General features: G+C 34.4%; 10 protein-coding genes and 1 pseudogene. 8 read left to right on the top strand and 3 right to left on the bottom strand.

Features of this window, described 5'->3' with window-relative positions; all coding sequences use genetic code 11:
- The 6 genes and pseudogenes from J3U16_RS09035 to fbpC form a co-directional block, all read left to right on the top strand.
- Positions 1-98: pseudogene (locus J3U16_RS09035) on the top strand (elongation factor Tu); the annotation flags it as partial.
- Between the two features lie 134 nt (positions 99-232).
- On the top strand, positions 233-634 hold the full coding sequence (gene secE / locus J3U16_RS09040) for a preprotein translocase subunit SecE (protein ID WP_065563742.1): 402 nt from the start codon (positions 233-235) through the stop codon (positions 632-634).
- Between the two features lies 1 nt (position 635).
- Positions 636-1,181 carry a transcription termination/antitermination protein NusG gene (nusG, locus tag J3U16_RS09045; RefSeq protein ID WP_065563741.1) on the top strand — a complete coding sequence of 182 codons (546 nt, stop codon included), beginning with the start codon at positions 636-638 and terminating at the stop codon, positions 1,179-1,181.
- Positions 1,182-1,706: 525 nt separating this feature from the next.
- Positions 1,707-2,708 carry an ABC transporter substrate-binding protein gene (locus tag J3U16_RS09050; RefSeq protein WP_416379937.1) on the top strand — a complete coding sequence of 334 codons (1,002 nt, stop codon included), beginning with the start codon at positions 1,707-1,709 and terminating at the stop codon, positions 2,706-2,708.
- A 116-nt stretch (positions 2,709-2,824) separates the two neighbouring features.
- Complete coding sequence (locus tag J3U16_RS09055) at positions 2,825-4,909, top strand: ABC transporter permease (protein ID WP_267342914.1); 2,085 nt, start codon at positions 2,825-2,827, stop codon at positions 4,907-4,909.
- 162 nt (positions 4,910-5,071) lie between these two features.
- Positions 5,072-6,118 (top strand): ferric ABC transporter ATP-binding protein, encoded by a 1,047-nt coding sequence (gene fbpC, locus J3U16_RS09060; RefSeq protein WP_065735070.1) that lies wholly within the window; start codon positions 5,072-5,074, stop codon positions 6,116-6,118.
- A 313-nt stretch (positions 6,119-6,431) separates the two neighbouring features.
- Here the strand turns inward: fbpC and J3U16_RS09065 are convergent, their stop codons facing one another.
- Complete coding sequence (locus J3U16_RS09065; RefSeq protein WP_065735071.1) at positions 6,432-8,357, bottom strand: ABC transporter ATP-binding protein; 1,926 nt, start codon at positions 8,355-8,357, stop codon at positions 6,432-6,434.
- Positions 8,358-8,578: 221 nt separating this feature from the next.
- The gene (locus tag J3U16_RS09070) at positions 8,579-10,582 is read right to left on the bottom strand and encodes an OPT family oligopeptide transporter (RefSeq protein ID WP_267342917.1); all 2,004 of its coding nucleotides are present in this window, start codon (positions 10,580-10,582) and stop codon (positions 8,579-8,581) included.
- Between the two features lie 220 nt (positions 10,583-10,802).
- On the opposite strand from J3U16_RS09070, the gene mazG reads away from it, so the two are divergent.
- Positions 10,803-11,600, top strand: a complete 798-nt coding sequence (gene mazG, locus J3U16_RS09075; RefSeq protein ID WP_267330381.1) for a nucleoside triphosphate pyrophosphohydrolase — start codon at positions 10,803-10,805, stop codon at positions 11,598-11,600.
- Complete coding sequence (locus J3U16_RS09080; RefSeq protein WP_267337150.1) at positions 11,593-12,033, top strand: hypothetical protein; 441 nt, start codon at positions 11,593-11,595, stop codon at positions 12,031-12,033. Before mazG ends, J3U16_RS09080 begins: the two co-directional genes overlap by 8 nt.
- A 234-nt stretch (positions 12,034-12,267) precedes the next feature.
- Here J3U16_RS09080 and J3U16_RS09085 read toward each other — a convergent pair whose 3' ends face one another.
- Positions 12,268-13,680 (bottom strand): FAD-dependent oxidoreductase, encoded by a 1,413-nt coding sequence (locus J3U16_RS09085; RefSeq protein WP_267342919.1) that lies wholly within the window; start codon positions 13,678-13,680, stop codon positions 12,268-12,270.
- Positions 13,681-13,693 lie beyond the last annotated feature (13 nt).

The following is a 13,693-nucleotide window of genomic DNA, read 5'->3' on the forward strand; positions in this document are numbered from 1 at the left end:
TAATTCACCCAATCGCAATGGCAGACGGCTTACGTTTCGCTATCCGTGAAGGTGGTCGTACTGTTGGTGCTGGTGTTGTTGCTAAGGTTATTAAATAATTAAAGAAAGCACTATTTAGAAAGGGTGTCGTTTGATGCCCTTTCTTATCTAGTCTGTTTAGCAAAATGTTTTTATTAAAAAGAGCATTTTGGAAAATGGATAATATTATAAATAACATAATTATAGGTTCTATATGCTAGTAAGTAACGAGAGTCAAGATACAAGCACAGTTCTAGACAAGTTTAAATGGGTTTTGGTTCTAGTATTAATTGCGTTAATTGTTTGGGGAAATTCTTATTTCTCTGCGCCTAATGATATATATCAACCAAATACAGTTGTTCGAATTATTGCGGTTGTTGTCATTTCGCTTTTAACCTTATTTATTGCATTTACAACCAATAAAGGAAAATCATTTATAACATTTCTGCAAGAATCACGAAAAGAGTTAAGAAAAGTTGTATGGCCAACTCGTAAAGAAACAGTACAAACAACTTTATTAATAGCTGTTATTACAATTATTGTTGGTACAGCTCTTTGGGGTATGGATTCTTTGTTCCGTTCAGTCATCTTTTATTTAACATTAATAGGGCGTTAATATGAGTGAAACACAACAAAAACGCTGGTATGTGATCCAAGCTTATTCTGGCTATGAAGCACGTGTTGCACAATCATTACGTGAATATATTAAATTACATAATATGGAAGATTCTTTTGGTGAAGTTTTAGTACCAACCGAAGAAGTTGTCGAAATGAAAAGCGGTCAACGCCGTAAAAGTGAACGTAAATTTTTCCCAGGTTATGTTTTAGTTGAAATGATGATGAACGATGCGACTTGGCATCTAGTTAAAAGTGTTCCAAGAACTTTAGGATTCATCGGTGGAACATCAGATCGACCAGCACCAATCAGCCAGCGTGAAGTTGACGCTATCATGAATCGTTTACAACAAGTTGGTGATAAACCACGTCCTAAAACCCTATTTGAACCAGGTGAACTTGTTCGAGTTAATGAAGGACCGTTTGCAGACTTTAATGGTGTAGTTGAAGAAGTTGATTATGAAAAAAGTCGCCTAAAAGTATCGGTATCAATTTTTGGTCGTTCAACACCGGTTGAACTTGATTTTAGCCAAGTAGAAAAGAGCTAATTTATCTGAATATTTTTAATTCAATGAAAAGAAAAATCACAGAAATTATTCTGTGATTTTTTTTTAACCTGCCTTATAAAATAACAACTATTATTCTTTATTCACTACTTAAACGTAATGACGTAGATAGCCTTGTTTTGATATCAACGTCAACGTTCTATTCTTTCAATAAAAAGTACGATATAAAATGTTGGTGAATTTTTTTCATCACCGACAAATTGGATACTTTTTTTATATTTTTTTCTTCAAAAGTTCAATCCTATCACTACATACCTCATTAAGTATCTCTCCTAACAAGTATTTTGATAGTTCATAATGATGTACTTAACTTTAAGTCTTAAACAACATTCTTATTAAATAGTTGTAAATATTATAAATTGTCTAAAAAATTAGATCGTTATCACAGTATCAATTATGCATTTTATGTAACATATAAAAATTATAGTTTTTTATTCAATGAAAAAGAAAATATTAATTATCTAAGGGAAGGAATTAACTATGCAAAAAAAAATATTAACATTATTAATGTTGATGGGAATTGCTGTTGGAAGTGCATCGGTTGCTAATGCCAAAGGTCGATTGGTTATTTATTGTAGTGGTACAAACGCGTTATGTGAGGAAGAAGCTAAGGCTTTTGGCGAAAAATATAATGTTAAAACATCACTTATTCGTAATGGTAGTGGTAGTACATTGGCAAAAATTGAAGCAGAAAAAGAAAATCCGCAATCAGATATTTGGTATGGTGGAACGCTAGACCCACATTCTCAAGCCGGTGAAATGGGATTATTGTATGCATATCAATCACCAAATTTAGAGCAAATCATACCAGAATTCCGTGATCCAGCTAAAATAAAAGGGAATTATTCTTCAGCCGTTTATATTGGTATTTTAGGATTTGGTGTAAATACTAACAGAGCAAAACAGCTAGGTGTTGAAGTACCAAAATGTTGGGCTGATCTGATTAAACCTGAATTTCGAGGTGAAATCCAAATTGCTGATCCACAAAGTTCCGGCACCGCTTATACAGCACTAGCGACTTTTACTCAATTATGGGGTGAAGATAAAGCCTTTGATTATCTTAAAGCGCTTAATCGTAATATTTCTCAATATACTAAATCTGGAGTAGCTCCGGCACGTAATGCTGCAAGAGGAGAAACTATGATTGGTATCGGTTTTTTACATGACTATTCATTAGAAAAGGAAAACGGAGCGCCATTAGATTTAATTTCACCTTGTGAAGGCACTGGTTATGAGATCGGAGGTATAAGTATTATTAAAGGAGCACGTAATTTAGATAATGCAAAGTTATTTGTTGATTGGGTATTATCTAAGCAAGCACAAGAAATTGCTTGGCAAAAAGCCAAATCCTATCAGATTCCAACTAATATAACAGCAGAGTCCTCACCACTAGCACTAAAATTAAATGATCTTAACCTAATTAAGTATGATTTTGATAAATATGGTGATTCCAAAATGCGAACTTATTTAATTAACAAATGGGTTAATGACGTCAAAATGGAAAAATAACATTATTTTTCTGGAATATTACCTACTACTAGCTGTGTATATCAGCTAGTAATTACTAATTACTTCTTTTTGTGTAGATAATAAAATTTTTGCACTATGTTAGTTGTGGTGAATTTATGTCATATAGTATTTCTAGTCAATTAAAACAGCAAATGTGTAAGTGTGATCCAGTTTTTTTCTGGTTAGCTTTTATTGTTATTTCTTTTATTTTATTTCCATCCTATGGATTAAATTATGGATTGTTTGAATCAACTACTGATGAATTATTAGAATCATATGGTTGGTCAACTATTGGTATTAGTATTGTATGGTTTGTATTACCATTAGTTTTATTAGTAAGACCTATTAAGCCTCTTGATCGTTCTGCGCTACCTCGTCATTATTTTGATGCTGTTTATGCATTATTTTGTATGGTATTTACCGTAACAAGTTCATGGTTTTTTAATCACAGCATGGGCTATGCGACAATATTTTTGTTTATTGGCTTAGGGATGATAATGACTCATGCATTTGCTCGCCTTGAGTGGATGGGTGGGGATTGCTTTGTTATTGGATCAATGATAACAATTATCGTATTGATATTAATATTTATTTTATACCCAACTATTACTATCTTTATGCCAATGTTTACTGACGGAGAGAAGTTTGTACCATTCCAATTCATCGATATTTTGTCAAAATCTTATATTATTCGGGTGATTTTTAACTCTATTTTATTAGGTATTGCTGTTGGAATTAGTGCAACATTTTTTGGTTTAATCTGTGCGCTGTATACTGCTAGAATCGCTAAGCGTTCGGTGGTTATAGGTCGAATTTTTTCTCTATTACCAATTGTTACCCCTCCTTTTGTCGTTGGGCTTGGTGTTACGCTGATGATGGGGCGATCTGGTTATGTTACTGAATTTGCTGCTAATTATTTAGGTTTATCTGATACTAACTGGTTGTATGGTTTTACTGGTATCTGGCTTGCACAGGTATTAGCTTTTGCTCCAATGTCATTTATGATTTTAGACGGTGCAATCAAAACAGTTCATCCTTCATTGGAAGAAGCTTCTTATACACTAAGAGCAACACCCTATAAGACATTTTTTTCTATTTTTCTGCCATTAATAAAACCAGCATTAGCCAATTCATTTTTAATTGTTTTTGTACAATCACTTGCCGATTTTAGTAACCCTTTAGTTTTAGGTGGTAATTTTGATGTGCTTGCTACACAGATCTATTTTTATATTACTGGGGCACAGTTAGATTATCCTTCAGCAAGTACCCTTGGTAGTGTGTTATTACTATTTTCTTTAGCAATATTTTGTGTACAGTATCTTTGGATTGGTAAAAGATCTTACGTTACCGTTTCAGGAAAATTTTCTCGTGGTGATGTTCAGCCATTACCAATTAGTTTGAAATGGATCATTGTGGGATTATTTGCATTTTGGACACTATTTAATGGATTGCTTTATGGAAGTATCTTCTATGGTAGCTTTACGGTTAATTGGGGCGTTGATTACACCCTAACATTGGCAAATTTCATTAATCTATTTGGACAAGGATTTAGCGATGGCGCATGGCCATCTTTATTAGATACCTTATTATTTGCAGGTATTGCTGCGCCAATCACAGCCTTTTTGGGTTTATTAATCGCTTATGTTGTTGTTAGACAACATTTTAAAGGTAAAAAGATTATTGAGTTTACTACAATGCTTTGCTTTGCTGTGCCAGGAACAGTTGCTGGAGTATCTTATATTTTAGCTTTTAATACCGCCCCTTTTTATCTAACAGGTACCGCTGCTATAGTGATTATCTCGATGATTATGCGTAATGTACCGGTTGGTATTCGGGCTGGAATAGCTGGGCTAGGGCAATTAGATAAATCTCTAGATGAAGCTTCATTAAGCTTAAAGGCTGGATCATTTAGAACTATATTTTATATTTTAATTCCGCTTTTACGCCCAGCGATTTTATCAGCTTTAGTTTATAGCTTTGTGCGAGCTATTACTACGGTGAGCGCAATTGTGTTCTTGGTTACACCCGATACACGTGTTGCAACTGCCTATATTTTAAATAGAGTTGAAGATGGTGAATACGGTATTGCCATTGCCTACGGCTCAATATTAATTGTAGTTATGCTGTCAATTATTTTGTTGTTTGATTATTTAGTTGGTGAATCAAGAACTTCTCGTTCAACTGCTAAAAATACCCAATAGTTTGTCTCAGAAGGACTATAGGTTTAATTGAACGTTAGTAGCTTTTGGTTATGCTTGAATCTTAGGATTGTTTAATTATATAAATAGAATCTATAAGGTTAATAATTTTTTTGAATTAAATTAAAAGTTTAATATTAAAAAACTTTTGTGTAGGAATGAATTATGTCGAATGAGAATTATGTTGAACTAAGAAATATTACTAAACGATTTGGTAAAAACACGGTGATTGAAAATTTCAATTTATCTGTTGCTAAAGGTGAAATGATTACCTTACTAGGCCCTTCAGGCTGTGGAAAAACCACAATTTTGCGTCAACTTGCAGGACTTGAAAAGCCTAGTGAAGGGCAAATATTTATTGATGGTGAAGATGTAACTAATTTATCTATTCAGCAACGAGATATTTGTATGGTGTTTCAATCTTATGCACTTTTTCCACATATGTCGATAGGTGAAAACATTGGTTATGGATTGAAAATGATTGGTGTACCTAAAGAGGAGCGTAAAAAAAGGGTAGAAGAAGCATTAGAATTAGTTGATCTAGCAGGATTTGCCGATCGTTTTGTCGACCAAATTTCGGGTGGACAACAACAACGTGTTGCTTTAGCCCGTGCGTTGATACTTAAGCCTAAAGTTTTATTATTTGATGAACCATTAAGTAACTTGGATGCCAATTTACGTCGCAGTATGCGAGAGAAAATACGAGAACTACAGCAACGTTTTAATATTACTTCATTTTATGTCACTCATGATCAGAGCGAAGCTTTTGCTGTATCGGATAGGGTACTGGTTATGAAAAAGGGGATCATTATGCAAGTTGATTCACCACAACGTTTATATCGCAGACCCGCTTCAAGGTTCATGGCTAATTTTATGGGGGACGCTAATATTTTCCCTGCGCATTATGACAATGGTTATATTTCAATTTTTGGTTATAAGCTCGATTGCCAAGATCAAATCAAACCTAAATCAACACAATGCGTTGTTGGTGTTAGGCCAGAGGCTATTGAATTGATGGAAAACCGCGCTGAAGATTGCCAAAAATGTCGTGTCGAAAATGTAGCATACATGGGGGCTCAGTATGAAATTTCAGTTAACTGGCATGATCAAATTTTACTTTTACAAGTTAATTCTATTTTATTAAAACCTAAAGTAGGCGATGAATTTTATCTAAAAATTCATCCAGAAGGAATGTTTGTGTTAGATGAGTAAATTACCTATACAGATTTAATAAATCATTTTTAGTGATACAATCTGGTTTGCTTAACTGTTTTTATCATTTTTTACTAAAGTATAATACCTCCTCTTCTAAGGAGGTATTTTTGTTGTCATTTAAATCGTTTGTTCTTTAATCAGATAACTCTTAGTAAACAGTGACCAAGAAAGGATATATTGGTGGTGCGAAGCCTATTTTGGAATATCCAAAATTAGCCATTAAAGGGAAAATAACTAGCGGCAATGATTAATGTTAAAGATTATTCTGAGTGCACTTCAAATTAACAACAATAAAATTTAAGAAGCCGTTTCACTGCTCACAATTAAGATCTTCTAATTGTTGTTGTAAATCCAGCCAATTCATTTCTACTTGTTCCTGCTGGTTTTTTAGTTGACTCTGTTTTAATAATAATTCAGTTAATTCTGATTTTTTATCATTTTCATAAATAATCGGATCTGATAATTGCAATTCAATGTCTTTAAGAGCGGTACTCAATTGTTCAAGTTTTTGCTCTTCTTTTTGCAACAATTTTTTAATTGGCTGCATTTGCGCTCTTAATTCCGCTTCACGGCGTTTTTGTTCTTTTCGTTCTTGCGAAGAAATATTTTGGACACTATCTTTTTTAGCTGTATCTTGATCTGGTTCAGGCTGATTTTCCGCTTTCTGCTCGTCGGCAAGCCATTTTTGATAATCATCTAGATCACCATTAAATGGTTCAACTTTGTGATCGTGAACTAAATAAAACTCATCAGTTGTTGAACGTAGTAAGTGGCGATCATGCGATACAACAACTAACGCGCCTTCGAAATCAATAAGCGCTTCAGTTAATGCTTGGCGCATATCTAAATCTAAATGGTTAGTTGGCTCATCAAGTAACAGTAGGTTTGGCTTTTGCCAAACAATTAATGCTAAAACTAATCGAGCTTTTTCACCACCTGAAAATGTTTTTACAGGTTCATTGACTTTATCGCCATGAAAATCAAAACCACCTAAGTAATTACGCAATTCTTGTTCTGTTATTTTAGGATCAGAAAGCTTGGTTAAATGCCAAAGTGAGGATTCTTCACCACGCAAATACTCTAACTGATGCTGAGCGAAATAGCCTAATTGAACACCTTTGGCTAAATTAATATGACCTTCTTTAGGTTGTAATTCTCCCGCTAATAATTTAATTAAAGTCGATTTACCAGCTCCGTTCCGTCCTAATAAACCAATTCTCGAACCGGGAACAAGATTTAATTTAATTTTTTCAAGGACGATTTTATCTCCATAACCAGCAACCACTTTATCCATCATCAATAATGGACTTGGTAAAAATTCAGAAGGTTTAAAATTGAAATGGAAAGGATTATCCACATGTGCCGGTGCAATAAGCTCCATTTTTTCTAACATTTTAATTCGGCTTTGAGCCTGTTTTGCTTTGGTTGCTTTTGCTCTAAAGCGATCAATATAGCTTTGCAGATGGGCGACTTTTTGTTGCTGACTTTCGTATAATGATTGTTGTTGTGCCAATTTAGTTATACGTTGGTTTTCAAATGAAGAATAGTTTCCGGTATATTCAAATAAACTTTTTTGTTCAATATGAATAATTTTATTAACAAGTGGATCTAAAAAGTCTCGGTCATGAGAGATTAAAATAAGCGTTCCCTGATAATTACTCAACCATTTTTCAAGCCAAATCACTGCATCTAAGTCAAGGTGGTTAGTTGGTTCGTCAAGCAGCAGTAAATCAGAACGGCACATTAACGCTTGCGCCAAATTTAGTCTCATCCGCCAACCGCCCGAGTAGGATTTAACCGGTAAATTGAGTTGTTCGTTAGAAAATCCTAAACCATGTAATAGTGTTGCGGCTCTTGCCCGTATTGTCCAAGCATCAATGGTATCGAGTTGTTCGTGAATAATCGCAATTTGCTCACCATTATTTTCTTGATTAGCAATCGTTAGTTTTTGTTCTAATTGGCGATATTCTCGATCCCCATCAATAGTGTATTCAATAGCTGGAACATCTAAAGCAGGTGTTTCTTGATTAACCCAAGCAAGCTGCCATTGTGTAGGTATTGATACACTTCCAGCATCAGAGTGAATTTCGCCTTTAATTAATGAAAAAAGGGTGGATTTACCACAACCATTTTTACCTACTAATCCAACTTTTTGTTTAGGATTAATTGTTGCTGAAGCGTTATCTAAAAGCAGATTAACACCACGACGAATTTGGATAGAATCAAAAACAATCATAATATTGCCATCTATTACTCTAAAAAAAAGCTATGCTAACAAAAAAAGAACTTTATGCAATACGTTTTACCGGTGATTTATCCGCATTGCATTTGAATCGAATATTTGTGATTGATACGGTAAACAATGCGGAAAATGATAAAATAAGATTATTTATTAATATGTTGAATAAAAATCATATTTAATAATTAATGTAATCATTGCCTAAATATTAATATCACTTAAATTTTACTTTTTATTGCCGACAAAGCTCTGCGAATAAAAAGCCAACAGATAAGGATAAATACAAATAATCCTAGGTATTGTGGTAAATTTCCTAAGTTTTTAAATATTGCCAATGGGGTATCACTTCCTCCATTAGTAATACTTATCACAATTACTACCGCTAATATAACGCCAATTAAACTTTCACCAACAATTAAGCCTGATGCAATTAAAGCTGCTTTGCTATCCACTTTTTTAAATTGTATTTCTGGATCAACATTATTTTTCTTTGCGTTAGCATAAGTATAACGTTTTATAATCCAAGATAGTAATGTGCCGACAAAAATCGGTGTAGTGACACTTGGTGGTAAATAAATGCCTAATCCGACAGCAAGAGCTGGTAATCTAAATTTTGAGTTATTTTTAGCAAAAATTAAATCAGTGATGATAATTATTCCCCCTAATACTAGGCCAATAAAAATCATTGTCCAATCAAGTTTATGCGAAAAAATACCTTGTGCAATAGTTGTCATTAAAGATGCTTGAGGAGCAGCTAAAACTTGAGAAAGATCCATATCACTGCGAGGAACAGCACCTGTAAATCCGTAAGCGTGATATAAGGTTTCTAGAATAGGAGCTATAACTAAAGCACCCACAAAGCAACCAATTAATAAAGCAACTTGTTGCTTCCATGGTGTTGCATTGACTAGATAGCCTGTTTTTAAATCTTGCAAATTATCATTTGATATACATGCTATTGCTAAAACAGTACTTGTCGTAAATAATGCTAATGCTGTTGCAAAATTCGATCCTTCAATCGTTGATAACATGCCATTAATTTCACCTAGTCCTAATAAAATAAGTGAAACAGCAATAACTGCAACTATTGCAATACCAGACATAGGACTTGCTGATGATCCGACTAAACCAGCCATATATCCACAAGCTGCAGCAACTAAAAAACCCATAATAAAAGAAAACAATACCGCACATGCAACTAATGACCAAGCTATGCCTGTAGATAAGCCACTATCAGCTATAAATGAATAAAAAGTCACGACTAAAATGACTAACATCATCCCCATAATAGAAAAAATCCATTTAGGGGATAGATCGCGTTCTGTTGTGTCTTTTATTGGCACATCTGAACGTAGAGTTTTAAAAGAAATTTTCACTCCTTCAATAACTGGTTTTATTAAAGAGAGCAAAGTCCAAACAGCTGAAATAGCAATCGTTCCTGCACCAATAAAACGGATATCGTTGTCCCAAATTTGCATGGCAACTTGAGATAAAGGTAAACTTGAATCATAACCGTTGATAACTGTTAAAATCGGTATGCCAAATACCCAAGCAATAATAGTCCCAAGTAGTATTGCAATACCTGAAATAATACCAATTAGATAGCCTGCACTTAATAGTGCTAAAGAAAACCCTAAGGGTATTTGAAATATTGCTTTGCCTGCTGTGAACCAATAAGCTGTATTTCCAGATAGCAGTTTAAATCCATTAGTAAATAAACTGACTAAAGAAGCAATTACGCCACCGAATAAAATATCTTTTAATCCACCATTAGCGTCATTTCCTTCTGCCTTTGACCCAGCCTTTAATATCTCGGCAGCAGCAACACCCTCAGGGTAAGGTAAATCGCTTTTTACTACCATGACATGTCGAAGCGGTATAGAAAATAACACACCTAACATACCACCAGCCAAACATACAGCAAAGGTTAACCAAAATGGGAAATCATGCCAGTATCCCATCATTAATAAGCCCGGAATAACAAAAATGATTGAAGATAATGTCCCTGCAGCAGAAGCTTGCGTTTGAACCATATTATTTTCTAAAATGGTTGAATTAGGGAAAAACCGCAAAATCGCCATAGAAATTACAGCTGCAGGAATTGCAGATGAAAAAGTTAAACCGACCTTTAAGCCCAGATAAACATTTGATGCAGTAAAAATCATTGTTATCAGTGCACCAAGAATAATACCTCTAAATGTAAGTTCTCGTAGTTTATTCATATTTTTAGTGTTTTTTAAGTTGAAATTAAATGTATTATATACTTAATTGTGTATTTTGAGTGTAAATCTGTGTGATTTTATTGTTTTTAAATTTTTATTCATTGTTTTTAAATGGAAATATTTTTATTAAATTTTGGATGCTTACTATTTAGTTATTAAAACATTACTATTTTGTTTTGATACAATGTTATTTAACAATTACTACTTTGTGAGAAATATCGTGAACCAATTAGAACGTTTACAAGCTATTACTAAACAATTACGTAATCCAATTAAAGGTTGCGAATGGGACAGTAAGCAAACTTTTGAATCATTAAAATCATATACTCTAGAAGAAACTTATGAAGTCTTAGATGCCATAGAAAAAAAAGATATGGCTGAACTTAAAAATGAACTGGGTGATCTACTGTTTCAGATTGTTTTTTATGCTGACTTAGCAAATGAACAAGGTTTATTTAATTTTGATGATATCTGCCTCTCTGTTGCTGATAAGCTGATTAGTCGTCATCCCCATGTCTTTTCAAATGATACTACTGTTAAGCCAAATTGGGAACAACTTAAGCAACAAGAACGTGATAAACGAGCACAATATTCACTATTAGATGATATTCCCACCGCCATTCCAGCATTAATGAAAGCTGAAAAAATACAAAAACGCTGTGCATCAGTTGGATTTGATTGGGTAGAGTTAAAACCTGTTATTGATAAAGTTAAAGAAGAGCTTAGCGAAGTGGAAGAGGAATTGAATAAAACCGCACAAGATCAATCCAAAATTGAAGAAGAGCTTGGCGACTTATTTTTTGCCACCGTTAACTTAGCCAGACATTTAAAAGTTAAATCTGAGTTATGTTTACAAAATGCCAATAACAAGTTTATAAGGCGTTTTAAGCTGGTAGAATTATTACTTAAACAAAAAAATCACAATTTAATTGATGCAACACTTGAAGAAATGGAAGATGCATGGCAAATTGTCAAACAATCTGAACAATTATCTAGCGAAGTAAATCAAAATGACTGAACAAAAAAATGAATTATATCAAGAAATCGAAGCATGGGCACAAAATGCCATTTTACATAGCCCAACGTGGAGTATTAACCAGCTCGATTATTCCGAAAAAAGTATTGCTGTTGTTGAAATTATTATTGGTGAATTAGCTGAGAAAAATTTTAGTATCCCTGAAGAACAGCTTAATATGATTGCTCAAGAGTATGGTTGTTACTTATTACTGACAGCCCAAAAATTATACGGCGGTGAGTTTTATTGGAATGAAGAACTTGAACAACCGATGTTAATTTGTTGTGAACCACAAGCAGCTATCGTGTTATTAACTTGGAATAAAGTCAAAGGGCGCCTTTTAGGGGATGAAGCTGATCATCTAGCCTTTTTCTTAGAAGGGTTTGCTGAGGCGACTAAAAATCCTGAAAATGGTTCTCAGATTGTCTATTTATAACCAAATAATACAATAATTAAAGGTTATTAGCTGATACAATTTCATGTTATCAGCTAATAGTCATTAATGCCAATTATCAAAGTGAATATGCATTGGCGATTTCAACTCGATAAATGACGATATTTAGGTTGTAATCAATAAACGTTATGGTTTAGGCAGATCAATAAATATTAAGTAATAAGCCTTACTCCCACTCAGTAGAGAATGGAAATAAGGTTTACTTAGTTAATCACTTTATACTTCTAAGTAATCTAAAATCCCTTCTGCCCCTTTGCGACCTTCGCTAATGGCAGTCACCACTAAATCCGATCCTCTTACCGCATCACCACCAGCAAAGATTTTTGGATGGCTGGTTTGGTAACCTTTGCTTTGTGGTGCGATTATGCGCCCTCTATCATCAAAATCAACACCATGTTCGGCTAACCACGGCATAGAATGAGGTTTAAAGCCAAATGCCATTACAACTGCATCTGCCGGAAGTACAAATTCCGATCCTTGAATTATCACCGGAGAACGACGTCCTTTTGCATCAGGTTCGCCAAGCTCCGTTCTTACCATTTTTACACCAGTAACATGACCGGCATCATTGATTTCGATGCTCAGAGGTTGTACATTGAATTGAAATTGTGCGCCTTCTTCTTTAGCATTTTTAACCTCGCGTTTAGAACCCGGCATATTAGCTTCATCACGGCGATAGGCGCAAGTCACTTCAGTTGCACCTTGACGTATAGACGTTCGAACGCAATCCATTGCTGTATCACCACCACCTAATACCACGACGCGTTTATTTTTCATATCGACATAAGGCGCATCATCAGTTTGTTGGTGTTGCATAATATGTTTGGTATTAGCAATTAAAAATGGTAGGGCATCATAAACACCATTGGCATCTTCATTTTCTAGGCCTGCACGCATTGATTGATAAGTACCAGTACCAACAAAAACTGCATCAAATTCATTGATGAGATCGGCTAATTGTACAGCTTTACCTACTTCAGTATTAAGGCGAAACTCAATTCCCATTTCGGTAAAGACATGTCTGCGGTGAATTAAGACTTCTTTATCTAATTTGAAAGCAGGAATACCAAAAGTTAATAGGCCACCAATTTCCGGATGACGATCAAAAACAACTGGTGTAACACCATTACGAACTAAGACATCAGCGCAAGCTAACCCAGCAGGGCCTGCACCAATAATTGCGACTCTTAGTCCAGTTTTTTCAACGTTAGATAGATTTGGTTTCCATCCCATTTTAAAGGCTTCATCAGTAATATAACGTTCAATACTGCCAATCGTTACGGCTCCAAATTCAGCATTTAAAGTACAGGAACCTTCACAAAGACGATCTTGCGGACAAACTCGTCCACACACCTCTGGTAGACTATTGGTTTGGTGAGATAGCTCAACAGCCTCTAAAATTTTCCCTTCATTAATTAATTTTAACCAATTTGGGATATAGTTATGTACTGGACAGCGCCATTCACAATAAGGATTACCACAAGCCAGACAACGATCTGCTTGTGCTTGAGATTGCGAGGCTGAAAAGCCTTCATAAATTTCAACAAACTCAATTTTACGGACGTTTAGCGATTTTTTAGGCGGATCAACACGTTGTAAATCGATAAACTGATAAACATTTTGACTCATATCGTGTTTTCTC

The organism is Gilliamella sp. B3023 (assembly GCF_026536845.1).
Lineage (GTDB): Bacteria > Pseudomonadota > Gammaproteobacteria > Enterobacterales > Orbaceae > Gilliamella > Gilliamella apicola_E.